General features: G+C 59.7%; 20 protein-coding genes. 14 read left to right on the forward strand and 6 right to left on the reverse strand.

Translation table 11 applies throughout. From position 1 onward, the window contains the following. Positions 1-29: 29 nt before the first annotated feature. Entirely contained in the window at positions 30-1,241 is a 1,212-nt protein-coding gene (pncB, locus tag NJC40_RS09175; protein WP_045486870.1) for a nicotinate phosphoribosyltransferase, read from the reverse strand. A 363-nt stretch (positions 1,242-1,604) separates the two neighbouring features. Here pncB and NJC40_RS09180 point away from each other — a divergent pair, with 363 nt between their 5' ends. From NJC40_RS09180 to NJC40_RS09210, 7 genes are all read left to right on the forward strand, one after another. Next, positions 1,605-2,579 carry a hypothetical protein gene (locus NJC40_RS09180; RefSeq protein WP_253140329.1) on the forward strand — a complete coding sequence of 325 codons (975 nt, stop codon included), beginning with the start codon at positions 1,605-1,607 and terminating at the stop codon, positions 2,577-2,579. A gap of 504 nt (positions 2,580-3,083) precedes the next feature. Next, the gene (locus NJC40_RS09185) at positions 3,084-4,220 is read left to right on the forward strand and encodes an ABC transporter substrate-binding protein (protein ID WP_253140330.1); all 1,137 of its coding nucleotides are present in this window, start codon (positions 3,084-3,086) and stop codon (positions 4,218-4,220) included. Positions 4,221-4,348: 128 nt separating this feature from the next. Then, positions 4,349-5,263 (forward strand): ABC transporter permease subunit, encoded by a 915-nt coding sequence (locus tag NJC40_RS09190; RefSeq protein WP_045486877.1) that lies wholly within the window; start codon positions 4,349-4,351, stop codon positions 5,261-5,263. 2 nt (positions 5,264-5,265) lie between these two features. Next, the gene (gene livM, locus NJC40_RS09195; protein WP_045486879.1) at positions 5,266-6,564 is read left to right on the forward strand and encodes a high-affinity branched-chain amino acid ABC transporter permease LivM; all 1,299 of its coding nucleotides are present in this window, start codon (positions 5,266-5,268) and stop codon (positions 6,562-6,564) included. Beyond that, the gene (locus tag NJC40_RS09200; protein ID WP_045486881.1) at positions 6,561-7,436 is read left to right on the forward strand and encodes an ABC transporter ATP-binding protein; all 876 of its coding nucleotides are present in this window, start codon (positions 6,561-6,563) and stop codon (positions 7,434-7,436) included. The genes livM and NJC40_RS09200 overlap by 4 nt, the downstream gene beginning before the upstream one ends. After that, entirely contained in the window at positions 7,433-8,149 is a 717-nt protein-coding gene (locus tag NJC40_RS09205; protein ID WP_045486883.1) for an ABC transporter ATP-binding protein, read from the forward strand. Before NJC40_RS09200 ends, NJC40_RS09205 begins: the two co-directional genes overlap by 4 nt. Positions 8,150-8,909: 760 nt before the next feature. After that, a complete protein-coding gene (locus NJC40_RS09210) occupies positions 8,910-9,674 on the forward strand; it encodes an SDR family oxidoreductase (protein WP_253140331.1) in 765 nt (254 codons plus the stop codon). A gap of 110 nt (positions 9,675-9,784) precedes the next feature. On the opposite strand, the gene NJC40_RS09215 is transcribed toward NJC40_RS09210, so the two are convergent. Continuing rightward, positions 9,785-10,927, reverse strand: a complete 1,143-nt coding sequence (locus NJC40_RS09215) for an AGE family epimerase/isomerase (protein ID WP_253140332.1) — start codon at positions 10,925-10,927, stop codon at positions 9,785-9,787. A 50-nt stretch (positions 10,928-10,977) separates the two neighbouring features. Continuing rightward, positions 10,978-11,604, reverse strand: coding sequence for a TetR family transcriptional regulator (locus NJC40_RS09220; protein ID WP_045486891.1), 627 nt, complete (start codon positions 11,602-11,604; stop codon positions 10,978-10,980). A 160-nt stretch (positions 11,605-11,764) separates the two neighbouring features. On the opposite strand from NJC40_RS09220, the gene NJC40_RS09225 reads away from it, so the two are divergent. Then, positions 11,765-13,831, forward strand: a complete 2,067-nt coding sequence (locus NJC40_RS09225) for an AsmA family protein (protein WP_253114609.1) — start codon at positions 11,765-11,767, stop codon at positions 13,829-13,831. A 473-nt stretch (positions 13,832-14,304) separates the two neighbouring features. Here the strand turns inward: NJC40_RS09225 and NJC40_RS09230 are convergent, their stop codons facing one another. Further along, on the reverse strand, positions 14,305-14,847 hold the full coding sequence (locus NJC40_RS09230; protein WP_045486897.1) for a ferritin-like domain-containing protein: 543 nt from the start codon (positions 14,845-14,847) through the stop codon (positions 14,305-14,307). A gap of 196 nt (positions 14,848-15,043) precedes the next feature. On the opposite strand from NJC40_RS09230, the gene NJC40_RS09235 reads away from it, so the two are divergent. Together NJC40_RS09235 and NJC40_RS09240 are read left to right on the forward strand one after the other, a co-directional pair. Next, the gene (locus NJC40_RS09235; RefSeq protein WP_442963079.1) at positions 15,044-15,130 is read left to right on the forward strand and encodes a small membrane protein YohP; all 87 of its coding nucleotides are present in this window, start codon (positions 15,044-15,046) and stop codon (positions 15,128-15,130) included. Between the two features lie 307 nt (positions 15,131-15,437). Continuing rightward, positions 15,438-16,661 carry an RNA-guided endonuclease InsQ/TnpB family protein gene (locus NJC40_RS09240; RefSeq protein WP_492180517.1) on the forward strand — a complete coding sequence of 408 codons (1,224 nt, stop codon included), beginning with the start codon at positions 15,438-15,440 and terminating at the stop codon, positions 16,659-16,661. A 123-nt stretch (positions 16,662-16,784) separates the two neighbouring features. Here NJC40_RS09240 and osmE read toward each other — a convergent pair whose 3' ends face one another. Next, positions 16,785-17,123: an osmotically-inducible lipoprotein OsmE gene (osmE, locus tag NJC40_RS09245; RefSeq protein ID WP_045486901.1), complete on the reverse strand. Its 339-nt coding sequence runs from the start codon at positions 17,121-17,123 to the stop codon at positions 16,785-16,787. Between the two features lie 170 nt (positions 17,124-17,293). Here osmE and NJC40_RS09250 point away from each other — a divergent pair, with 170 nt between their 5' ends. Both NJC40_RS09250 and NJC40_RS09255 read left to right on the forward strand, forming a co-directional pair. Next, positions 17,294-18,184, forward strand: a complete 891-nt coding sequence (locus NJC40_RS09250) for an alpha/beta hydrolase (RefSeq protein ID WP_045486903.1) — start codon at positions 17,294-17,296, stop codon at positions 18,182-18,184. Positions 18,185-18,361: 177 nt separating this feature from the next. After that, complete coding sequence (locus NJC40_RS09255; RefSeq protein WP_045486905.1) at positions 18,362-19,372, forward strand: AI-2E family transporter; 1,011 nt, start codon at positions 18,362-18,364, stop codon at positions 19,370-19,372. A gap of 91 nt (positions 19,373-19,463) precedes the next feature. On the opposite strand, the gene NJC40_RS09260 is transcribed toward NJC40_RS09255, so the two are convergent. Beyond that, a complete protein-coding gene (locus NJC40_RS09260) occupies positions 19,464-20,729 on the reverse strand; it encodes an Hsp70 family protein (protein ID WP_045486907.1) in 1,266 nt (421 codons plus the stop codon). A gap of 142 nt (positions 20,730-20,871) precedes the next feature. Between NJC40_RS09260 and NJC40_RS09265 the strand changes: the two genes are divergently transcribed. Together NJC40_RS09265 and cbpA are read left to right on the forward strand one after the other, a co-directional pair. Next, positions 20,872-22,536: a DUF4153 domain-containing protein gene (locus NJC40_RS09265; RefSeq protein ID WP_253142574.1), complete on the forward strand. Its 1,665-nt coding sequence runs from the start codon at positions 20,872-20,874 to the stop codon at positions 22,534-22,536. 144 nt (positions 22,537-22,680) lie between these two features. Beyond that, positions 22,681-23,631: a curved DNA-binding protein gene (gene cbpA, locus NJC40_RS09270; protein WP_045486912.1), complete on the forward strand. Its 951-nt coding sequence runs from the start codon at positions 22,681-22,683 to the stop codon at positions 23,629-23,631. Positions 23,632-23,633: the final 2 nt, after the last annotated feature.

The following is a 23,633-nucleotide window of genomic DNA, read 5'->3' on the forward strand; positions in this document are numbered from 1 at the left end:
GGGGCTCTCCTTGTTGAAAATCGAAAGGCTCACTCGCCGGCAATGGTCGGCACCTTGAACACGTGGCGCAGGTAGGCAACGAAGTTGGGATCCTTGCATTGGGCCTTGCCCGGCTCATCGGAAATCTTCGCCACCGGCTGGCCGGCACAGGCTGTCATCTTCAGCACCATGTTCATCGGCGCGACGCCGGGGATATCGGCGGTCAAATTGGTGCCAATGCCGAAGCTGACGTTGATGCGCCCACGCAGGGCACGGAAAATCTGCAAGGCCTTGGGCAGGCTCAGGCCGTCTGAGAACACCAGCGTCTTGCTCATCGGGTCGATGCCCAGCTTGCGGTAATGGGCTATGCATTTTTCGCCCCACTGTACCGGATCACCCGAGTCGTGACGCAAACCGTCAAACAGTTTGGCGAAGTACAGATCGAAATCGTTCAGGAAGGCATCGGTGGTGATGCAGTCGGTCAGGGCGATGCCCAGCAGGCCGCGGTACTCACGCACCCAGCAATCCAGGGCGGCGCTCTGGCTGTCGATCAGTCGCGGGCCGAGTTGTTGGTGGGCCATGATCCACTCATGAGCCATGGTGCCCAGCGGTTTGATGTCTTTTTGTTGAGCCAGGTGCACATTACTGGTGCCGACGAACTGTCCGGGAAAATCATCCTTGAGGGCCTGGACCACCGTTTCCTGCACGGCATAGGAGAAGCGTCGCCGGGTACCGAAGTCAGCGACCTTGAACTCGGCCAGTTCTTCGGCACTGGCATTGGCCTTGAGCCAGTCGAACTTGGCGTACAGATGATCGCTGGCCTGAGCGAGCAGGATGTCTGGATGCTTGTGGCGGTTGCGCACCTCGCTGACGATGGCCAGCAGTGGCACCTCGAACAGGATCACGTGCAGCCAGGGGCCGTGCAGCCGAATGCGCAATTCACCGTCTTCGATGCTGGCGTCTACATAGCGGGTGTTAAAGCGAAACAGGCCCAGAAAGCGCAGAAAGTCCGGTTTCAGAAAACTGATGCGCTCCAGAAAGCCCAGTTGCTCCTTGCCGAGCGACAGATTGCACAGCCGCTCGATCTGCCGTTCGATTTCAGGCAGGTACGGGCGCAGATCCTCGCCATTGCGGCAGCGGAACTCCCACTCCACATCCACATTGGGATAGTTATGCAACACCGCCTGCATCATGGTGAGCTTGTAGAAATCGGTGTCGATCAGGTTTTGCACGATGCTCTCGGAGAAAGCGCTCTCGCTCATCGGGATAGCTCCAGCATGACCGCTCAAAGGATGCGGTCCAGGCGAAAAACAATCCGACATCACCGGGCAGCGAATGTGGCAACTCGAGTCGCGAGTGTGTCGAGGCGATCATGATGCCAGCGAACGGCATTTGGTGGGGCGCTTTGTTCAAAGGTGTGTCAGCGATGCACTCAGCTCGGCAATGCAGAAATGACGATCAACACCGTAGGCTTTTTTACCTATTTAAATAGGATGCATCCATTTTTTCTGATTCGCTTTCAAGGCCTTGGCTGCGGCGCGTATAAAACGCGCCTGCGTCTGGTCTGATGGCTCGTTTCGGCTGTCCCGGATCTGTGCGTTGATCAATCAGGAAAAGGAAGTCCGATGAAACTGCTCACAAGTCTGATCCTCTTGCCCATGCTGATGCTGGTCGGTTGCAAAGGCCAAGAGCGCTGGATAAGCCTGAATTTTTCAGGTCCGGTCACGCACGACGGTCGTGTATTACCGCCGGCGTCCGCCCGCTCTCATGAATCACAACTGGCCAATCAGTTCGAGAAAATGGGTATTGCGCCGGGCGCGCTGAAGATCAGGCGAGACAGGGATGATCAGAGTGTTGTGCATATCAAGATGGTTCAAGGGGCTCTTGATGCTCAACAGCAAGAGGCGATAAAGAGCTATCTCATCGGCCTGATCGAGTCGCGTCGGCACGCCAACTTTCGTATGTCCCTGACGACTGACAAGACCGCTATCGAGGAGGTCGCCAGCAAGCTGTCAATGGCGGGCATGAAGAGCTTGGTGACGTTCAATACCTTGGGTCATTTTTCGGTCAACTTACTGGACCCGCAAAGCCTGAAACCTTATCGGCCTGGTGATACAGGCGAGCGGGCAGTATGCGCCGTCACTTTAAGGCTTCAGCGTCCGACGTCGGTCTCCTACTCCAGTATCGAGCGGATCGAGGGTGCAGCGTTTTCCGGTGCGCGCAAACCCAACGTGTACGGTGAAGTTCGCTCCTTGCGGCCTTCAATGCCCGAACAGCTGATGAAAGTGCCTGTTTTACTGAGTATCGAGGATGCTGACCTGCGCAGGTTGTTGAACGAAGGTCGGCTGCAGGTACATTTTCAACTCGAGCCCCCACAGCGCTCTTGGGGAGCCTGGGCTGTTCCTATGTATGGCGTAGAGAACATCAGCTTCACTCTGACATCCATTGATGTATCGGACATTGCCAATCCCGTGTTGCGTTATTCAAGAATGCATCAGCAGTGCACCCGCGAAGTGGCTACCCTGGAGCGCCCTTTTTCTTTCCAGACCGGGCGTGGTCTGGACAGTCTGAGAGATGCCGTTTTCTGGGATGAGCCGTAATGCGAAGGCCTTGCTGGGCGATTCCATAGCATTAAGGCAACTTCATGCCCGAATGGAATGACATTCGGCACAAACCTCGTTTGCCCGCCGTCGATCAAGGGTTTATCAATAGCCGCTGGATTTTGCCCATGCGGCTGGCGGCCTGACGACACCCGTCGAAAGGTTTTGCCGCGTTACGCTAACAATCCACTAATCTCAAAATGGTGCGTCCCGTAGCGTTCGCGCACCGCCGGTGTGCAGTTCGGTGACAGCGCCGGTTACAGTTGGGTTGCTCTTCGTGTGAGGGCGGGGTTGCTGCTTTTTGTCGTTCTGGTTGCGCTTTTTTGTTGCGTGGTTGCAACCCGTTGATCCAGAGGGTTGCACCTCTTGGTTTGCTGGATTATCAGCAACCGTACGTCCCCTGGATCGTGAGTTTTTGAAAAATAAAAAAATGATGGCACGAGGCTTGCTCAAGCCTATGGCGTAGTTGCAGTGCTAATTAAAAAAACCTCAGGAGCACCACTCATGTCGCAGACGTTCTACCGTAAAGGCTTTCTGGCAATCGCAGTGGCAACTGCATTGGGCGTGTCGTCTTTTGCCCAGGCTGACGTGAAGATCGGCGTTGCGGGGCCCATGACAGGGGCTAATGCATCGTTTGGTGAGCAGTACATGAAGGGCGCCCAGGCGGCCGCCGATGCGATCAACAAGGCAGGCGGCATCAATGGCGAGAAGATTGTCCTGGTGGCCGGAGATGACGCCTGCGAACCCAAGCAGGCCGTGGCCGTGGCCAACCGCCTGGTCGATCAGGACAAGGTCGTGGGTGTGGTCGGGCACTTTTGCTCGTCTTCTACCATTCCGGCCTCTGAGGTCTACAGCGATGCTGGCGTAATCGCCATCACCCCTGGCTCCACCAACCCGACGGTGACCGAGCGTGGCCTGAAAGAAATGTTCCGTATGTGTGGCCGTGACGACCAGCAGGGTATCGTCGCCGGCGACTACATCGTCGACGTGCTCAAGGCCAAGAAGGTCGCGGTCATCCATGACAAAGACACCTATGGTCAGGGCCTTGCCGATGCGACCCGTGCGCAACTGGCCAAGCGCGGTGTAAAAGACGTGTTGTACGAAGGTCTTACCCGTGGCGAAAAAGACTTCAGTGCGCTGGTCACCAAGATCCGCTCCACTGGCGCTGAAGTGGTCTATTTCGGTGGGCTGCACCCCGAAGCCGGCCCGCTGGTCCGCCAGTTGCGTGAGCAGGGCCTGAAGGACGTCAAGTTCATGTCCGATGACGGTATCGTTACTGACGAGCTGGTCACCACTGCGGGCGGTGCGAAAAACGTCGATGGCGTGTACATGACTTTCGGCGCCGACCCGCGTCTGCTGCCTGACAGCAAGGCAGTGGTCGACGAGTTCCGCAAGTCCGGGTACGAGCCTGAAGGCTACACCCTGTATGCCTATGCGTCAGTGCAGGCACTGGCTGCCGGCTTCAACGGTGCCAAGGCCAACAAGGGCGACAAGGCCGCCGAGTGGCTCAAGGCCAATCCGGTGCAGACGGTGATGGGCAAGAAGGAGTGGGACACCAAGGGTGACCTGAAAACCTCCGACTATGTCGTTTACCAGTGGGACGCCAACGGTAAATACAAGCAATTGGACCAGCAGAAGTAATCCAGGCCCGCCACACCCTCGCACCCTGCGGGGGTGACCTGGATTGTTCCCTTTGCACCTGTTCGCTGCGCCTTTAGAGGCGCGGCGGGCAGGACCCTGAGCGGCTTTCAAGTGTGTGAGCGTGCGTGATGGACGGTATTTTCCTGCAACAAATGGTCAACGGCCTGACCCTCGGGTCGGTCTACGGCCTGATCGCCATCGGTTATACGATGGTCTACGGCATTATCGGCATGATCAACTTCGCCCACGGCGATGTGTACATGATCTCTGCCTACCTGACCGCCATCGGTCTGGCGGTGCTGGCCTTTTTTGGGCTTGAGTCCTTTCCCTTACTGATTCTCGGCACCCTGGTGTTTACCATTGTGGTCACCGGGGTCTACGGCTTTGTGATCGAGCGGGTGGCCTACAAGCCACTGCGTAACTCGACCCGTCTGGCACCGCTGATCAGTGCCATCGGTATTTCGCTGATTCTGCAGAACTACGCTCAGATCAGCCAGGGTGCCCGTCAGCAAGGCGTACCGACCCTGCTCGAAGGCGCCTGGCGTTTCGAGATCGGCAGCGGCTTCGTGCAGATCACCTACACCAAGATCTTTATCCTGATCGCCGCCTTTGCCGGCATGGCGATCCTGACTTACATCATCCAGTGCACCAAGCTGGGCCGGATGTGCCGCGCCACCCAGCAGGACCGCAAGATGGCCTCGATTCTGGGCATCAACACTGACCGGGTGATTTCCTATGTGTTCATCATCGGTGCGGCCATGGCGGCGCTGGCCGGTGTGCTGATCACCATGAACTACGGCACCTTCGACTTCTACGCCGGCTTCGTGATCGGCATCAAGGCATTCACTGCTGCCGTGCTGGGCGGCATCGGCTCACTGCCGGGAGCGATGCTCGGCGGGCTTATTCTTGGCGTGGCTGAGGCGCAGTTCTCCGGGATGATCAACTCTGACTACAAAGACGTGTTCAGCTTCAGCCTGCTGGTGCTGATCCTGATCTTCCGTCCGCAGGGCCTGCTGGGCCGCCCACTCGTGGCTAAGGTGTAAGCATGTCAGCTCCTACTAAACCAATCGATTACAAGAAAAGCCTGATCGACGCGGTGCTGGCCGGCCTGCTCGCGCTGATCGTGTTCGGTCCTATCGTCGGCGTGGTCCTGGACGGCTACAGCTTCAATCTTGAGCCTGCCAAGGTTGCGATGTTTGTCGCCGTGGTCATGGTCGGGCGCCTGCTGCTCAGCCTGTTCCTGCAAACTGCGCGCGGCCAGCGGCTGGCCCAGGGCATGGAGTCCGGTGGCGCAGGGGTGCATGTGCTCAAGCCTGATCACAAGTCGAGCCTGTACTGGATTATCCCGGCCCTGATCGTCATTGCCGTGATCTTTCCGGTATTTGCCAACAAGTACCTGCTGACCGTGGTCATTCTTGGCCTGATCTACGTGTTGCTCGGCCTGGGGCTGAACATCGTGGTCGGTCTGGCTGGCCTGCTCGATCTGGGGTATGTGGCGTTTTACGCCATCGGCGCCTACGGTCTGGCGCTGGGTTACCAGTATCTGGGCCTGGGTTTCTGGTCGGCCTTGCCCTTGGCGGCCATTGCTGCGGCACTGGCGGGCTGTATCCTGGGCTTTCCGGTGTTGCGCATGCACGGTGATTATCTGGCCATCGTGACCCTGGGTTTTGGCGAAATCATTCGCCTGGTGCTCAACAACTGGCTGTCGTTCACCGGTGGTCCCAATGGTGTGCCGGTGCCGTCGCCGACCTTCTTCGGTCTGGAGTTCGGGCGCAGGGCGAGAGAGGGCGGGGTGCCGATCCACGAGTACTTTGGCTTCGAATACAACCCTGACCTGAAATTCCTGTTCATCTATGCGGTGCTGTTCATCGTGGTGCTGGCGGTGCTGTTCATCAAGCATCGCCTGACCCGTATGCCTATCGGGCGTGCCTGGGAAGCGCTGCGTGAGGACGAGATCGCCTGTCGTGCCATGGGCCTGAACCATGTGCTGGTCAAACTCTCGGCATTCACCATCGGTGCCTCCACTGCCGGTCTTGCCGGGGTGTTTTTCGCCAGCTATCAAGGCTTCGTCAACCCGACCTCGTTCACCTTTTTCGAGTCGGCACTGATCCTCGCCATCGTGGTACTGGGTGGCATGGGCTCGACGGTCGGCGTGGTGATCGCGGCGTTCGTGCTGACGGTTGCCCCTGAACTGCTGCGTAGCTTCGCTGAATATCGGGTGCTGCTGTTCGGCATCCTGATGGTATTGATGATGATCTGGCGGCCACGCGGCCTGATCCGTATCAGCCGCACCGGCGTCAAGCCTCGCAAGGGTGTTCTGGTGCAGGGAGGAGCGGCGCAATGAGCCAGGAAATCGTACTTTCGGTCGAGCACCTGATGATGCACTTTGGCGGTATCAAGGCGTTGAGTGACGTCAGCCTGCAAGTGCGGCGCAATTCGATCTTCGCCCTGATCGGCCCCAACGGCGCCGGCAAGACCACCGTGTTCAACTGCCTGACCGGCTTTTACAAGGCCACTGGCGGGCGCATCGAGCTGCACACCCGTGGCAAAACCACCAACGTCATCAAGCTGCTGGGCGAGTCTTTCCAGCCGACCGACTTTATCTCGCCACCGAGCTTTTTCCGCCGGCTGTACTACAAGATGTTCGGCGGTACTCACCTGGTGAACCGCGCAGGGCTGGCAAGGACGTTCCAGAACATTCGCCTGTTCAAGGAAATGTCCGTGGTGGAGAACCTGTTGGTGGCCCAGCACATGTGGGTCAACCGCAACTTGCTCAGCGGTATCCTCAACACCCGTGGCTATCGCAAGGCCGAAGAGGACGCTTTGAATACCGCATTCTACTGGCTCGAAGTGGTGGATCTGGTGGACTGTGCCAACCGCCTGGCCGGTGAGTTGTCCTACGGCCAGCAACGGCGTCTGGAAATCGCCCGGGCCATGTGTACCCGGCCCCAGGTGATTTGCCTCGACGAGCCGGCTGCCGGCCTCAACCCGCAGGAAACCGAAGCCCTGAGCGGCATGATCCGCAAGCTGCGCGATGAACACGACATGACGATCGTGCTGATCGAGCACGATATGGGGATGGTCATGAGCATTTCCGATGACATCGTGGTGCTCGACCACGGCAACGTGATTGCGGCGGGCAAGCCACAAGACATTCGTAACGACCCCAAAGTGATTGCTGCCTATCTGGGCGCTGAGGAAGAGGAACTGGTATGAGTCAACCGATCCTCGAATTGAAAGAGATCGACGTGTTCTACGGGCCGATCCAGGCGCTCAAGAAGGTGTCGCTGCACATCGATGAAGGCGAGACGGTTAGCCTGATCGGTGCCAACGGGGCCGGCAAGTCGACCCTGCTGATGTCGATTTTCGGCCAGCCGCGGGCGGCCAGCGGGCAGATTCTCTACCAGGGCACCGACATCACCCAGAAGTCCTCGCACTACATCGCTTCCAACGGTATTGCCCAGTCACCGGAGGGCCGCCGGGTGTTCCCCGACATGTCGGTGGAAGAGAATCTGCTGATGGGCACCATTCCGATTGGTGACAAGCACTGCGGCGAAGACATGCAGCGTATGTTCGAGTTGTTTCCCCGGCTCAAGGAGCGACGCAACCAGCGGGCGATGACCATGTCGGGTGGCGAGCAGCAGATGCTGGCCATTGCCCGGGCGCTGATGAGCCGGCCCAAACTGCTGCTGCTTGATGAGCCGAGCCTTGGCCTGGCACCGATCATCGTCAAACAGATCTTTTCGATCCTGCGCGAGCTGGCCTCTACCGGCATGACCATCTTTCTGGTCGAGCAGAACGCCAACCACGCCCTGAAACTGTCTGACCGCGCCTACGTGATGGTCAACGGCGAGATTCGCCTGTCCGGCACCGGCCAGGAGCTGCTCTGCAACGAGGAGGTGCGCAACGCTTATCTGGGCGGGCATTGATCGCGTCAAGTTTTCAACAGCAGTTATCCACGCCCCGGCCGGTTATCGTCCGGGGCGTCATTTTTTCCGATTGTGGAAAACCTTTTTGGCGCGGCGCTGGAGCGCGACATAAAGCCGCTGTAACGGCCTGTTTTGTCACGCTTTTGACTTGTTCAGGATTACTGTGGAACTGACTGTTGATAACTTGGTGGCATTTATCTGTAGGCCTTTATATACAAGGCTTATAGCGCTATGGTTAAAAAATGATCAGCGGTTTTTTTCAAGCGTATCAGAGCGTTTGTCAATTGTTTGAGCGCTGGTTATTGATACAGTATAAGGTGCTTGTCATCCTGTGGATAACTCTGTGGGAAAGCCTTGGAAAGACTCGGCAATGCCAAGTACCCAAAGGGCTGCGAGGTATTTTCGCTAAACATCCATGAACGGCTCGTTACAACCAGGCAGCGCAAGTCAAGCAAAAAACTTTTCCTTAGGCCCCGCAGCCCGCGTCACGCAAGGCTTTGCCGGTTTCAGAGTTGCTCACGGAAATTGTGGGCCTGACTGTGGATAAGGTGAGTAAAACCAGCTACAGGCCACGAACTGCATGGCTTACAGGCTGTTGATCGTTTTTTGTACAGTTTCATGTGGTATTGGCTGTTTTATCCACCGGGCTTGATCCTCGGCCGATCGCACGGGCATTCTGCCGGTCTTGTGTGCGCGGCTGTTTGCAGTTGACGCACTTATCAACAGGCTGCGCGGTTCAGCGCCATGTCAGGAGAATGAAATGACTTCCACCGTATTCATTACCGGAGCGACGTCCGGGTTTGGCGAAGCCTGTGCCCGCCGCTTTGCCGAGGCCGGCTGGTCGCTGGTACTTACCGGTCGGCGCAAGGAGCGTCTGGATGCGCTGCAGGCCGAGTTGTCGGCCAAGACCCGGGTGCTGACCCTTGAGCTGGACGTGCGTGACCGCAAGGCCATGGAGAAGGCCATCGCCGAACTGCCGGAAGAATTCGCCACGATTCGCGGACTTATCAACAACGCAGGCCTGGCCTTGGGCCTGGAACCGGCACCGAATTGCGATCTGGACGACTGGGACACCATGATCGACACCAACATCAAGGGCCTGGTCTATACCACGCGCCTGCTGTTGCCCCGCCTGATCGCCCATGGTCGTGGTGCGAGCATTGTCAACCTGGGGTCGGTGGCCGGTAACTACCCGTATCCGGGCGGTAACGTATACGGCGGCTCCAAGGCCTTTGTCGGTCAGTTCTCGCTGAACTTGCGTAACGACCTGGTCGGCACTGGCGTGCGGGTCACCAACCTTGAGCCGGGCCTGTGCGAAAGCGAGTTCTCGCTGGTGCGTTTTGCCGGTGACCAGTCCAAGTACGACGCCACCTATGCCGGCGCCGAGCCGATCCAGCCGCAAGACATTGCCGAGACCATCTTCTGGATCATGAACACGCCGGCCCACGTCAACATCAACAGCCTGGAGCTGATGCCGGTCAGCCAGACCTGGGCAGGCTTTGCCATCGATCGCAACCGCGGCTAAAACCTGTCCGCTGACCCCGTAGGAGCTGCTTTAGCAGCGAATTTCAGCAGCGAATTGATGCTGAAGCCTTCGCGGCTGAAGCGGACCGCCGCCCGGCCGCTCCTACCGGCTCAGGTGTTGTTATTGAGGTGGTTTTCCAGCCCCAGGTAGCAGGTTGCCAGGTGGTACGGGGTGGTGGAGGGCATGTCGCTGCGGCTGACTTTGCCCTCGCTGTCCAGGCACTCATGCCAGCCCTGTGGATAAATGAACCGGGTCTGCAGCGCCATGGCCTGCGCCGCCAGCAACGGCTGCGCACCGTCGCGTAACGCCAGGGCACGCAGGTACTCGGCCTGGGCCCAGATACGCTGGGTGCCGTCCACGATACTGCCATCGGGTTTAAGCATTGCACTGACCGCGCCGCTGCGGGCATCCACGCCTTGCGCCTGAGCCACGGCGAACGCTTTGTGCAGCGCCTTGTACAACGGGCTGCCATGCAACTGCGGGGTTGATTGCAGAAGAAAGAACCACTCGAACTGGTGCCCCGGCTCGTACCAGTTATCCACAGCGCCGAGCGGCTTCTCCAGCAGCACCCCACTCGCCGGATCAATGAAGTGCTCATGCATGTGATCCACCAGCCCTTCCAGTGCTTCGACGGTGTCGGGGTCGGCGCGCACTTGTAACGTCGCCAGAAAGGCTTCGGCCAGGTGCATCAGCGGGTTTTGCAACGCGCCGCTGCCCAGATCGGACCAGTCTTCGCCAAGGCTCGCTTCATAAAGCCCCTGGCTATCGGCAAAATGCTCGCGTACCACGCTCAAGGCGGCATCCAGTGCCGACTCGGCCAATGGCTCTCGGGTTTTGGCCCAGTAGTGCGCGCAGGCAAAAATGATGAACGCGTGGGTATACAGATCCTTGCGCCGATCCAGCGGGGCGCCTTGCGGGTCGATGCTGTAGAACCAGCCGCCATGCTCGGCATCGTGAAAGTGCCGCTGCAACGAGCGGAACAACGCATGGGCACGCTGCTCGGCTTGCGGCACTTGCGAGTTGCCGATCAGGCTTGCGAACACAAACAACTGGCGGGCGCAGGCCATGGCCCGGTAGCGCTGCGCAGGCAGTGGCTGGTGCGCGGGGTCGACGGCCTCAAAGGGCAGTGCCAATGCCGGATTCCAGCCTGGGCCCAGCCATATGGGCACGACAATCTGGAGAAAATGCGTTTGCAAGGCGGCAAACACCTGACTCAGTTCAGGCTGTGGAGCGGTGCTGGAGGCGTGGGGCATGAGCGGGCATCACGGCAGGATCGGATGCGCGCATGTTAACAGGCGTACTGCTAACCGTGCAGGCCGCGCCAATGGCGCGCGCCCATAAATATGAAACGCAGTTGTTCGGTGATCTTGGCCTGCGGGGTCAGGTGGGCCGCCAGCGGGGCAGCTGGCGGGTCGATCAGCTCTGGCAACATGGCGAACACACTCTTGACCACCAGATCGGCAATGATGCCCAGCGAGTTGCTGTTCAAATGCTGCCACTTGGGCATTTTCCCCAGGTCTGTGGCCAGGTCGGCGACGATACCTTCGCGCAATGCCGCCAGCGCCTGACGAACCTGCAATGAGCCGCCGTACTGTTCGCGGGCCAGGAACAGAAACTGCTGCCGGTTGGCCGCCACACCGTCGAGAAAAATCCGTACCGAGGCTTCGATCAGGCCGCCCATCACCATTTCGTTATGGCGGACCAGGCGGATGGTTTCCCGAAAGGTATGGCCGACTTCCGCGACCAACGCCAGACCCAACTGGTCCATGTCGTCGAAATGCCGATAGAAACCGGTCGGCACGATCCCGGCAGTACGCGCCACCTCCCGCAGGCTCAGACTGCCGAAGCCGCAGCCGCTTTCCATCAACTGATGTGCGGCGTCGAGCAGGGCGCGGCGGGTCTGTTGTTTCTGTTCGGCGCGGGGTGACATGGGTGGGGCGTTCCGGGGATAAACTGCGCTGCACTCTAACACGAGAGCGACCGATAGCAGGTTGATGAGTGATCGAGTCAAACCATGCTGGCTTTTACCAGTCAAAGTGGTATGTCGTGTGTAGCGCGCCTGATTGGCGCGCGGGTTCTGGAGAGTCGCAATGACGCGCAGCCGCAAGATTTTCGCCTGGACAGGCGTCACCCTGGTCGCCCTGCTGGCCATTCTGATCGTTGTGATCGCCACCTTTGACTGGAACCGCCTCAAACCTTTTATCAACGACAAAGTCAGCGCAGCCTTGCATCGTCCGTTTGCCATCAACGGGGATCTGAGCGTGCGCTGGCAGCGCGAAGGCGATGAAAACGGCTGGCGTGGCTGGGTGCCCTGGCCGCAGTTTGTCGCGCAGGACCTGACCCTGGGCAACCCTGACTGGTCGCGTCAGGCGCAGATGGTCACGCTCAAACAAGTGACGTTCAGCCTCTCGCCGTTGCCGTTATTGAGCCAGCGGGTGGTGATTCCCCGCATCGAACTGAATCAACCCGACGCAAAGCTCGAACGGCTGGCCGACGGCCGCGCCAACTGGGTGTTCGACCTGCCCAAGTCCGATCCAGACGCAGAGCCTTCGGCGTGGGAGCTCGACATTGGCTCGATCCGCTTCGACAAAGGCCTGGTAAGCATTGATGACCAGACCCTTAAAACCCGGATGGAACTGGTCATCACCCCATTGGGTAAACCGATTCCGTTCAGTGACATTGTCGGCGGCAAAGAAGCACAGAAGGTGGCCGAGAAGGGCGCCAGGCCCCAGGACTATGCCTTTGCCATCGCCACCAAGGGTCAATACCGTGGCCTGCCGGTTGGCGGCAATGGCAAGGTTGGCGGGTTGCTGGCCCTCAAGGATGCCAGCCAGCCATTTCCGGTGCAGGCCGATGTAAAAATTGCCGATACCCATATCGTGGTCGCCGGCACCCTGACCGATCCGCAGAACTTCGGCGCCCTGGACCTGCGCCTGAAACTCTCCGGCGCGAGCCTGAGCAACCTGTACCCGCTGACCGGCGTGACCCTGCCCGATTCAGGGGCATACGCCACCGACGGTCGATTGATTGCCCGGCTCAAGGACCCGCAAGGTGCGAACTTCCGTTATGAAGGCTTCAACGGCAAGATCGGTAACAGTGACATCCACGGTGACCTGGGCTTTGTCGCCAGCCAGCCACGGCCGAAACTGACCGGTAAGCTGGTGTCCAACCAGTTGCTGTTCACCGATCTGGCGCCGCTGATCGGTGCCGATTCCAATACCGAGCAGAAAAAGCGCGGCGGCGAGAGCAAGCAGCCGTCGGGTAAAGTGTTGCCGGTCGAGACATTTGCCACCGACCGCTGGCGCGCCATGGATGCCGATGTGGAGTTCACCGGCAAGCGCATCGTCCAGGCGCCGGAACTACCGCTGAGCGATCTGTACACCCATGTGCTGCTCGATGATGGTCAGTTGAGCCTGCAACCGCTGCGCTTTGGCGTGGCCGGCGGCAAGCTTGATGCCGATATTCGCCTTAACGGTCGCGTCCAGCCGCTGCAGGGGCGCGCCAAACTGTCGGCCCGGGGCTTTAAGCTCAAGCAGTTGTTCCCCACGTTCGAACCGATGAAAACCAGCTTCGGTGAGCTCAATGGTGACGCTGATATCAGCGGCCAGGGCAACTCGGTCGCGACCTTGTTGGGGACCGCCAATGGCCAACTGCGCATGTTGATCAACGATGGTGCGATCAGTCGCGGACTGATGGAAATCGCCGGGCTCAATGTTGGCAATTATCTGGTTGGAGAGTTGTTCGGTGACAAGGAAGTGAAGATCAATTGCGCGGTCAGCGACTTCGGGATCAAGGACGGCCTGGCCAGCAGCCGGTTGTTTGTGTTCGATACCGAGAACGCGATCATTTACATCAACGGCACCGCCAATCTCAAGAGCGAGCAACTGGACCTGAAGATCAATCCTGAGTCGAAAGGCTTCCGGGTGTTTTCCCTGCGCTCACCGTTGTACGTCAACGGCACCTTTGCCAAACCCAATGCCGGTGTACAGACCGGCCCGTTGTTGCTGCGCGGCGCCGGCATGCTGGCGCTGGGTGTCGCCGCCGGCCCTGCAGCGAGCCTGCTGGCGCTGGTTGCCACCGGCGACAGCACCCCGGACCAATGCACCCCGATGCTGGAACAGATCAGGGCCGGCAAGTTACCCAAGGCGACCCGATAATCAGGGGTAAGCCCAATACTGTTCGATTAAGCCTCAAAAATCTCTATGGGAGATCGCCCGCCGCCTCGGCGCCGCGCTGTCGCGTAGCCAACACGCAACCCCGTAGGAGCAGCTTTAGCTGCGAAAGGCTTCGCAGCTAAAGCTGCTCCTACGGGAGGGCCTTGTAAATCAGCGATTTGTAATTTGTTTGATGAGAGCGAACTCTGCTCGCGAAGAGGTCGGTAAAGTCACGGCAGATGCAGTGTTTTTACTGGCCTCTTAGCTACCAGGGGAGCTCCCACAGAGGTATATAGCGACTAAAAGAACAGTCCTGGAGTTAGGCCCATTACTGCTCCCTCCGAAGCATAAAGTGCCTGATTGACCTTTGGCAGGCCTGGTCCAGTGGCTGGCCTGTGCCGGGCAGTGGAGGGCAGTGGAGCAGAATCAATAGCGAGTGGCCGAGGCGTCATGGATAGCGCCCCAGCCATCCACCCTCACAAATCAGCGAGAATGTCCGCCATGTCGTCGGCGTGTTCTTCTTCCTGGGCCAGAATGTCTTCGAAGATGCGCCGGGTGGTCGGGTCAGCTTCGCCGATGTACTGGATGATCTCCCGATAGCTGTCCACTGCAATGCGCTCGGCCACCAGGTCTTCGTAGACCATTTCCTTGAGCGTTGTGCCGGCCACGTACTGGGCGTGGGAATTTTTCGACAGCAGGTCCGGGTTGAACTCCGGCTCGCCGCCCAGTTGCACGATGCGCTCGGCGAGTTTATCGGCGTGTTCGGCTTCCTGTTGGGCGTGTTCGAGGAACTCTGCCGCCGCAACGCTGGCTTTAAGCCCCGAAGCCATGAAGTAGTGACGTTTGTAGCGCAGCACGCACACCAGTTCGGTGGCCAGCGACTCATTGAGCAGGCGCAGGATGGTATCGCGGTCGGCGCTGTAGCCTTCGGTGACCGCGCCGTTCTCGACGTTCTGGCGGGCACGCTGGCGCAGGCTGCTGACGTCAGACAGGGTATGGGCTGGGTTCAGGCTGTTCATCAGGTATCTCCTGGGCTAGTACGGTTGTGACGCTTCGCTCTGTTGCAGCCGGTGCGGCGAAGTCGTTACAGGTTGTGAGTAACAAGCGACAGGAAAAGTTTTATCGGAATTCAATCATTCATCCGGGTGTAAAAAACACGAAACGACTGCAGCAGGTGGGGGTCACAACGATGAGACCTTTCTATGGAGAGACACCATGCTCAAGTTCCTTGGCGGCACCGTCGGCATCATTTTTCTGATTGGTTTGATCGTGGTCATCGCGCTGTTCAAGCTGGTTTTCTGAGGTTTGAATGATTCAAGGCTGCACGATTGCTGCTGGGCTGCCAGCCACCTTGACCAGCGGGGCGCGACAAGCCACGCCGTTCAGGGCGGGGAAGGATAGCGTGGACGGCGTAGCCGTCCCTGGTTGCAGTGGGGTGTCTGCTGCTGTTCGATGGATGCACAGCCACAGGATGATGCGACGTAATACGGCGACACAGATGCCCTTCTACGGCGGTATTTCGTTACAAAGACCCCATGGGCATGCACCTTGAAAACACCGTGCCGTCCGCGCCTAATGGCGTCTTCATTGCTCATGGCTCAAGAGCAGCATGCAACGACTTCAAGCCTTCAAGTACGAACTCATGCCAGACGGCCGGCAGGAGCGGCAAATGCGCCGCTTTGCCGGCTCCTGTCGCTTCGTCTTCAACAAGGCGCTGGCTTTGCAGAAAGAACGCCACGAGCAAGGCGAGAACAAGCTCGGCTATGCGGGCCTGTGCAAGTTGCTGACCGAGTGGCGCCATAATCCGCAAACCGCATGGCTGGCCGATGCGCCTGTTCACCCATTGCAACAGAGCCTCAAGGATCTGGAGCGGGCCTACGCCAATTTTTTCGCCAAGCGAGCCGACTTTCCCCGACTCAAGAAGAAGGGGCAGCGCGACAGTTTCCGCTACCCCGACCCGAAACAGATCAAGCTCGACCAGACCAACAGCCGCCTGTTCTTGCCCAAGCTGGGCTGGCTGCGCTACCGCAACAGCCGCGAGGTGCCTGGCACGGTGAAGAACATCACCGTGAGCCAGTCGTGTGGCAAGTGGTTCGTGAGCATCCAGACCGAACGCGAGATCGATGAGCAGCCCACGGCACAGGGTGCGGCAGTCGGCATCGACATGGGCATTGCCCGCTTCGCCACGCTTTCGGATGATTCGTTCTACGCACCCCTCAACAGCTTCAAACGCCATGAAACCGCGCTGTGCAAAGCGCAGCAGGCGATGAGCCGCAAGGTCAGATTCAGCCGCAACTGGAAGAAGGCGAAAGCCCGCGTCCAGCGCATTCACTCGCGCATCGGCAATGCCCGCCGCGACTACCTGCACAAGTGCTCCACCACGATCAGCCAAAACCACGCGATGGTGTGTATCGAGGACTTGCAGGTACGCAATATGTCCAGGTCGGCGGCAGGTACGGCAGAGGCGCCGGGAAGAAACGTTCGGGCCAAGTCTGGCCTGAACAGGGCCATCCTCGATCAGGGCTGGTTCGAGTTCCGCCGCCAACTGGACTACAAGCTGGCGTGGCGCGGCGGCTGGCTGATTGCCGTGCCGCCGCAAAATACCAGCCGCACGTGCCCGTGTTGCGGCCATGTGTCGGCGGCTAACCGCCAGACGCAGGCGCTGTTCAGGTGTGTGGGATGTGGTTTCGAAGGCAACGCCGATGTGGTCGGGGCGATCAATGTACTAAGGGCGGGACACGCCCGGTTAGCCTGTGAAGTGAGCGCAGAGGTCATGGCGCCAGCAGCAGGAACCCACCGAAGCGACTCGGGGGCGGCTCGATGCCGCGCCTGAGCGCCGTAGGAGTCTCCGGCCTTCAGGCCGGGGAGGATGTCAAGGGCGTTAGGTCGGTCACGACGCCAGAGAGCAAAAAGCCCGGTTTTTTAGTTACCGGGCTTTTGTCTATGTCGTTTAACGCTACATTGCCTTTTCGTTCTGCTCGCGCTGCTCACAGGTCATGAAACCCTTGTGTACCACCCTGCCATCACTGTTGAAACTCACGTGATACACCTGTTGGTGACCGTCTTTGGTCAGCACATAGTTATTACAGGTGCCAGGGTTGACCTTGCGCTGCACGGTGGTCGAAGGTTCGCCACCAATGGTCAGCACCTGCTGGCGGGTCATGCCGTTCTCGACCTGCTTGACCAGCGGCTGGTCGCGATAGGTCACGTAGTCCACCGGGTTTTGCACGGTGGTGCTGCCGCAGCCGGCCAGAGTTGCCAGAACACAGCTTGCTGCCAGGATTTGCTTGTACATCGCAGTCTCTCCGTATGACAGAGCCGATGCCGGCCCGGTACGATTTTGAACCGCAGCGGCGGCAGAGAGTTCGATGCATTTGGCCAGTATCGTTTGTTGGTCGTCTTTTGCTGCCTTGTCGGCAAACGCCGCTAGGCTGAACCCATCAAGGTTCAGGACAGGAGCGTCTCATGACACAAGACTACGCCACGCGTTATCCCCTGTTGTTGGTCCCCGGCCTGCTGGGATTTGTCAGGGTGCTGATCTACCCCTACTGGTTCGGGATCGTCAAACCTCTGGAGCGTGGTGGTGCCAAGGTCTTTCCGGTCATGGTTTCGGGGGTCAACTCCACGGAAATCCGCGGGGAACAACTGTTGTTGGTCATCGAGCAGATCATGCGCGAAACCGGCGCGACCAAGGTCAATCTGCTCGGCCATAGCCAGGGCGCGCTGACGGTCCGCTATGTGGCGGCCAAGCGCCCGGACCTGGTGGCCTCGGTCACCTCCGTGGCCGGCCCCAATCATGGTTCGGAACTGGCCGACTTTCTTGAGCGGCGGTTTCCGGTGGGCACGCCAGGCGGGCGTATCGTCAATGCGATCATCGGTTTGCTCGACGGGTTGATCCGGATCTTCGAAACCGGCTATCGCGGGCCGCGCTTGCCCACCGATATCAGTGCCTCGCACCAGTCGTTGACCACCACCGGCGTGGCCCTGTTCAACCGCGCCTATCCCCAAGGCTTGCCAGAGTCCTGGGGCGGGCAGGGCGCAGAGGTGGTCGATGGCGTGCGCTACTACTCCTGGTCGGGGATCATCAAGCCAGGGATCACCAATCGTGGGCTGAACCTGCTCGATGGCTCCAATATCGTCTGTCGCCTGTTTGCCCGGACCTTCACCAAAGAGCGCGGCCAGTGTGACGGCATGGTCGGGCGCTTCAGCTCGCATCTGGGGCGGGTGATCGGTGATGACTTTGCGCTGGATCACTTCGACAGCGTCAATCAGATGATCGGCCTGGTAGGGCGCGGGGCCCGGCCGGTGCAGCTGTTTCTGGAGCATGCCGCGCGGCTGAAAGCCGCCGGTCTCTAGCTTTCGCGCCCGCAAGAAATAATTTTCAGCCTGCGTCATTCGGTCGCGCCCCCGTCAAATCGGGGGCGCGCCGCTGATTGTTGCCAGTGTTGTCAGGCACGTTGCAGCGCGCTCACTGGTTCTCGCTCTGGAAGGCTGGCAGACTGCCCGCTTGTCCGTGCTGCCGTATGAGGCGCTATGCCAACGTTTTCTTCGCGTCAGATCTTCATCGCCAGTTGGCTCATCATGTTTGGCGGCCTGCTGTTCGTGCTGCCGTTTCGTTTGCTGCCAAGCCTGCTCTGCGGCCTGCTGGTGTTTGAGCTGGTCAACATGCTGACCCCGCGCTTGCAGCGCCTGATTGCCGGCGAGCGGGCGCGCTGGCTGGCGGTGGCGTTGCTTGGCACCCTGGTGGTGAGCCTGCTGGCTTTGTTGTTCGCCGGCGCGTTCAGCTTCATCCTGCACGAGGCGGAAAACCCTGGCGCCTCGCTGGACAAGTTCATGACCCTGATCGACCGCGCGCGCGGTCAGTTGCCGCCGTTCATCGAGTCCTACTTGCCGGCCAGTGCGGCCGAGTTCCGGGTCTCGCTGGTGGTCTGGCTGCAAAAGCACATTGGCGAGCTGCAACTGATCGGCAAGGGCGCCGCGCACATGTTCGTGACCATGCTCATTGGCATGGTATTGGGCGCGATCATTGCCTTGCAGCGCATCAGCGATGTCAGCAGCCGCAAGCCGCTGGCTGCCGCGCTGTTTGATCGTCTGCACCTGCTCAGCCAGGCGTTTCGCAACATTGTCTTTGCGCAGATCAAGATTTCGTTGCTCAACACCGCACTGACTTCGGTGTTTCTGGCCGTGGTGCTGCCACTGTGGGGCATTCACCTGCCGCTGACCAAGACCCTGATCTTCATGACCTTCGTGCTGGGCCTGTTGCCGGTGGTGGGTAACCTGCTGTCCAACACGCTGATCTTCATCGTCGGCCTGTCGGTGTCGCTGTGGGTGGCGCTGGCGGCGCTGGGCTACCTGATCGTTATCCACAAGGTCGAGTACTTTCTCAACGCACGCATCGTCGGCGGCCAGATCAGTGCCAAGTCCTGGGAGCTGTTGCTGGCCATGCTGCTGTTCGAAGCCGCTTTCGGTTTGCCTGGCGTGGTGGCGGGGCCGGTGTACTACGCCTACCTCAAGAGCGAATTGAAGCAGGCGGGTCTGGTCTGAACGCAGCGACAAGCCGCAAGCTTTAAGCTAGAAGCTGGTCGAGGCTGGCTTTTCGCTTGAGGCTTACAGCTTGGGGGCTTGCAACGGCTCCTCAGCCGTAACGCTTTTTGGCTTCGATCGCCAGGCCGCTGCCGATGCCGCCGAAGATATCGCCTTCAATGTGTCGGGCGTTGGGCAGCATCAGTGACACGCTGTTGCGCAGTGCCGGGATGCCGCTGGAACCGCCGGTGAAGAACACGGTGTTGACCTGCGCGACGCCGACCCCGGCCTTGTTCAGCAACTCAGTGACGCTGTTGCGCACTTGCTCCAGTTGCGACTCGATGGCCGACTCGAACAGCGGCCGGGTCAGGTCGACACTCAAGCCGGCCTCAATGCGTTGCATGGCCACATGGCGGCTTTCAGCCTGGCTCAGTTCGATCTTGCTGGCTTCCACTTCCATGGCCAGCCAGTGCCCGGCGCGCTGCTCGATCAGCTTGAACAGACGGTCGATGCCGTTGGCGTCTTCGATGTCGTAGCGCATGCTGCCCAGCGCCAGTTTCGATTTCTGTGAGTACACCGAGTTGATGGTGTGCCAGGTCGCCAGGTTAATGTGGTGGCTGGTCGGCATGAACGCACCGCTTTTCATCCGGCTGCCGTAGCCGAACAGCGGCATCACACCTTGCAGGCTCAGTTGCTTGTCGAAATCGGTACCGCCGATGTGTACGCCGCCGGTGGCCAGGATGTCGTCCTGGCGGTCGTCACGGCTGCGGCGCTCAGGCGCCAGGCGCACCAGCGAGAAGTCCGAGGTACCGCCGCCGATGTCGACAATCAGCACCAGCTCTTCCTGGTCAATGCCCGACTCGTAGTCGAACGCTGCGGCAATCGGCTCGAACTGGAACGACACGTCTTTAAAGCCGATCTTGCGGGCGACGGCGGCCAGGGTGTCTTCGGCCTCCTGGTCGGCAGCGGCATCGTCATCGACAAAATGCACCGGGCGGCCCAGCACCACGTGCTCGAACTCCCGGCCGGCACTGCGTTCGGCGCGCTTTTTCAGCTCGCCGATAAACAACCCCAGCAGGTCGGTGAACGGCATGGCGGTGCCCAGCACGCTGGTGTCGTGCTTGATCAGCTTGGAACCCAGCAGGCTCTTGAGCGAACGCATCAGGCGGCCTTCGTAGCCTTCCAGATACTCATGCAGGGCCAGGCGGCCAAACACCGGGCGGCGCTCTTCGATATTGAAGAACACCACTGACGGCAGGGTGATCTTGTCGTCTTCCAGGGCAATCAACGTTTCCATGCCGGGGCGCAGCCAGCCGACGGTGGAATTGGACGTGCCGAAGTCGATGCCGCAGGCACGGGCCGGGGATTGATCTGTCATGGAGAGTGCCTTCCAGAAAAAAACGGCCGCGCAGTGTATGTCAGTGCACCAGGAATGCGTAGTGCCATGTGCCGATTGGTTGCACGCCGGTGGCGCAGGTTTAAACTGCTGGGCTTTTCTCGATCAGGCATAAGGATGTGTGATGTCTCGGTTCATCAAGGGAACCCTGCCGCTTTATCTGCTGATAGGGCTGGTGCAAGGGCTGAGCATGCTCCTGGCGCTGGAGCTCAAGCAGCCTGCGCTGGGCGTGGCAGCCGCTGTACTGGGGATCAACCTGCAACTGCTCGGTGAGCGCTGGCACCAGCGTGTTCCACTGGCATGGACGGTGTTAGTGGCGGCGACCATGGCGTTGATCACCGAGTGGGTCATGCACGCCTCTGCACAAAGCTCGCTGGCCTTCAGTTGGGGCGTTTGTGCGCTGGTCATCGGTTATGTCGCTACGGCCTTCATCGCCAGCGCCCCGGCCCGTCAGGGCCGGCGAGTGCCGTACCCGGCGTTGTTTCGGCATGCCTGGAACAACGCGTTTATCGTGCTGTTGGCTGTGGTGCTGAGCTGGCTGTTCTGGGGGCTACTGATGCTGTGCGCCAGCCTGTTCGAGATGATTGGCATTGGGGCGCTCAAGGACGGGATCAACCATCGATACGTTCTGCTGTTGGTCATGCCAGTGGTGTTTTCCGTCGGGATGCGCATGGGCTGCGAGAATGACAAGGTCATCGGCCTGTTGCGCGGCATCCTGTTAAGCCTGTGTCGTTTCCTGGCCCCGCTGGCGGCACTGATTGTCGTGCTGTTCTGCCTGAGCTTGCCGTTCACCGGCCTGGCATCGATCTGGAGCACCGGTTATGCCTCAAGGATCCTGCTGGGGCTGGTGGCAATCACGCTGTTTCTGGTCAATGGGGTGTTCCAGGATGGGCAGCAGCCTGCGGCCTATCCGTGCTGGCTGCGGCAGTTGATCAATCTCAGCCTGGTATGTCTGCCTGTGCTTACCGCGCTGGCCGGTTATTCGACCTGGCTGCGTCTGGACCAGTACGGCCTGTCGCCTTCGCGCTTTTTTGCCCTGTTGGTGGTGGCGTTTGCCGCGTTGTACAGCCTGGCGGCGATGTATGCCGTGTTGCGCTCGCCACAGGGCTGGCTGGGCAGCCTGCGCTGGAGCAACCCATGGCAGGCGTTGCTGGTCTGTGTGGTACTTCTACTGATTCATGGACCCGGCCTGAACCCGCAGGCATTGAGTGCAAGCAATCAGTTGCAGCGCTTGCTTGATGGTCGTACTCAGCCGGCTGAATTCGATGCCGCACATATGCATCGCAAGCTGGGCAAGCCAGGCCGCGAGACGTTCGAGTGGCTGCTAACCAACCTTGACCGGCTTGCGCAATTTTCTGCGCAGGACCGTGAGCTATTGCGTAACCGTCTTGAGGTCGAGCGCGACTACCGCAAGCGCGACAGCCTGCCGGTCGCAGCAGCCAACCGGGTCTGGATCGGTACGCCGGTGCCGGGCCATGAACAATTTGCCAACCCCAGGCTGGGCCTGCAAAGCTGCAACCAGCACCCGTGCGTGTTGTGGCCGGTAGACCTGGACGCTGACGGGCAGGCCGAAGTGGTGCTGTTCAGCGCCGATACCTCTTGGCTGGCATTTTTTCAGCGGCTCGAAGACGGCAATTGGGAGCGTGTCGGTTATCTGGAAGGTGATTATGGGCCTGATGACCTGCCTGAGCGGGTTCGCCAAGGCAAGTTCCGGCTGGTCCCGCCGCGCTATCAGGGGCTGGAAATCGATGGGCACAGGTTCTTTCCCAAAGAGCGCTTCTGGCCCTGAACAAAGTTGAAAATGAGTCGCGCAGAGTCATCCATAGCGCTCGTTTGCCGATACACTCTGCGACTTTGAGCGGTTGCGGATGTCACTTTCTGACAGGCAGGTTTCTGCGCAGCGGCCGGATTTTGAGTAACGGGTGAGTGTTCGATGGATTTCAAAGACTATTACAAGATACTTGGGGTCGAGCCGAGTGCCGATGACAAGGCCATCAAGGCCGCGTATCGCAAGCTGGCGCGCAAGTATCACCCTGACGTCAGCAAGGAAGCCGGGGCCGAAGACAAGTTCAAGGAGGCCAGTGAGGCCTACGAAGTGCTTGGCAGCCCGGACAAGCGTGCCGAGTACGATGAAATTCGCAAGTACGGGCGCCAGGGCAGGCCTTTCCAGGCGCCGCCTGGCTGGCAGAGCCGCAGTGGTGGTGCCGCGGGCGGTTTTGGCGGCGATACCACGGACTTTTCCGAGTTTTTCAGTTCGATCTTCGGTAACCGTGGCCAGCCGGGGGGCGGTCGTTCACGTACGCAGGGGCGCAAGGGCCAGGACGTTGATATGGAACTGGCGATCTTTCTGGAAGAGAGCCTGTCGGGCGAATCCAAGAAAGTCAGCTACCGGGTGCCGCAGCACAGCCCCAACGGTCAGCGCATGGCCGATATCACCAAGACCCTGAATGTGAAAATCCCCGCCGGGGTGGCCGATGGCGAGCGTATCCGACTCAAGGGCCAGGGTGCGCCGGGCATCGCCGGTGGCGAAAATGGCGACCTGTACCTGACCATTCGCCTGGCACCACATCCGCTGTTTGAGGTCGAGGGTCACGATCTGGTGATCCAGGTGCCGCTGGCGCCCTGGGAGCTGGCGTTGGGGACCAAGGTGGCGGTGCCGACCCTGACCGGCCGGATCAACCTGACCATCCGCCCCGACAGCCAGAACGGCCAGCGCCTGCGGGTCAAGGGGAATGGCCTGCAGGACAAGCAGGGCCAGCGCGGCGACCTGTTTGCGCAGTTGAAGGTGGTCATGCCCAGCCAGAACGATGAAGCCAGCCGCGCTTTGTGGCAGAAACTGGCCGACAAGTCGGGCTTTGATCCGCGCAGCGGCTGGGGACGCTAACA

It is taken from the genome of Pseudomonas sp. 21LCFQ02 (assembly GCF_024129895.2).
GTDB lineage: Bacteria > Pseudomonadota > Gammaproteobacteria > Pseudomonadales > Pseudomonadaceae > Aquipseudomonas.

Excerpts from the sequence above, each read along its gene's own strand:
- NJC40_RS09185 (WP_253140330.1), top strand. The coding sequence starts at position 3,084 with ATGTCGCAGACGTTCTACCGTAAAGGCTTTCTGGCAATCGCAGTGGCA.
- NJC40_RS09215 (WP_253140332.1), bottom strand. The coding sequence starts at position 10,927 with ATGCCCCACGCCTCCAGCACCGCTCCACAGCCTGAACTGAGTCAGGTG.
- NJC40_RS09255 (WP_045486905.1), top strand. The coding sequence starts at position 18,362 with ATGCCAACGTTTTCTTCGCGTCAGATCTTCATCGCCAGTTGGCTCATC.
- NJC40_RS09250 (WP_045486903.1), top strand. The coding sequence starts at position 17,294 with ATGACACAAGACTACGCCACGCGTTATCCCCTGTTGTTGGTCCCCGGC.
- NJC40_RS09200 (WP_045486881.1), top strand. The coding sequence starts at position 6,561 with ATGAGCCAGGAAATCGTACTTTCGGTCGAGCACCTGATGATGCACTTT.
- NJC40_RS09265 (WP_253142574.1), top strand. The coding sequence starts at position 20,872 with ATGTCTCGGTTCATCAAGGGAACCCTGCCGCTTTATCTGCTGATAGGG.
- cbpA (WP_045486912.1), top strand. The coding sequence starts at position 22,681 with ATGGATTTCAAAGACTATTACAAGATACTTGGGGTCGAGCCGAGTGCC.
- NJC40_RS09230 (WP_045486897.1), bottom strand. The coding sequence starts at position 14,847 with ATGAACAGCCTGAACCCAGCCCATACCCTGTCTGACGTCAGCAGCCTG.
- NJC40_RS09205 (WP_045486883.1), top strand. The coding sequence starts at position 7,433 with ATGAGTCAACCGATCCTCGAATTGAAAGAGATCGACGTGTTCTACGGG.
- NJC40_RS09235 (WP_442963079.1), top strand. The coding sequence starts at position 15,044 with ATGCTCAAGTTCCTTGGCGGCACCGTCGGCATCATTTTTCTGATTGGT.
- NJC40_RS09225 (WP_253114609.1), top strand. The coding sequence starts at position 11,765 with ATGACGCGCAGCCGCAAGATTTTCGCCTGGACAGGCGTCACCCTGGTC.
- livM (WP_045486879.1), top strand. The coding sequence starts at position 5,266 with ATGTCAGCTCCTACTAAACCAATCGATTACAAGAAAAGCCTGATCGAC.
- NJC40_RS09180 (WP_253140329.1), top strand. The coding sequence starts at position 1,605 with ATGAAACTGCTCACAAGTCTGATCCTCTTGCCCATGCTGATGCTGGTC.
- NJC40_RS09210 (WP_253140331.1), top strand. The coding sequence starts at position 8,910 with ATGACTTCCACCGTATTCATTACCGGAGCGACGTCCGGGTTTGGCGAA.
- NJC40_RS09260 (WP_045486907.1), bottom strand. The coding sequence starts at position 20,729 with ATGACAGATCAATCCCCGGCCCGTGCCTGCGGCATCGACTTCGGCACG.
- pncB (WP_045486870.1), bottom strand. The coding sequence starts at position 1,241 with ATGAGCGAGAGCGCTTTCTCCGAGAGCATCGTGCAAAACCTGATCGAC.
- NJC40_RS09240 (WP_492180517.1), top strand. The coding sequence starts at position 15,438 with ATGCAACGACTTCAAGCCTTCAAGTACGAACTCATGCCAGACGGCCGG.
- NJC40_RS09220 (WP_045486891.1), bottom strand. The coding sequence starts at position 11,604 with ATGTCACCCCGCGCCGAACAGAAACAACAGACCCGCCGCGCCCTGCTC.
- osmE (WP_045486901.1), bottom strand. The coding sequence starts at position 17,123 with ATGTACAAGCAAATCCTGGCAGCAAGCTGTGTTCTGGCAACTCTGGCC.
- NJC40_RS09190 (WP_045486877.1), top strand. The coding sequence starts at position 4,349 with ATGGACGGTATTTTCCTGCAACAAATGGTCAACGGCCTGACCCTCGGG.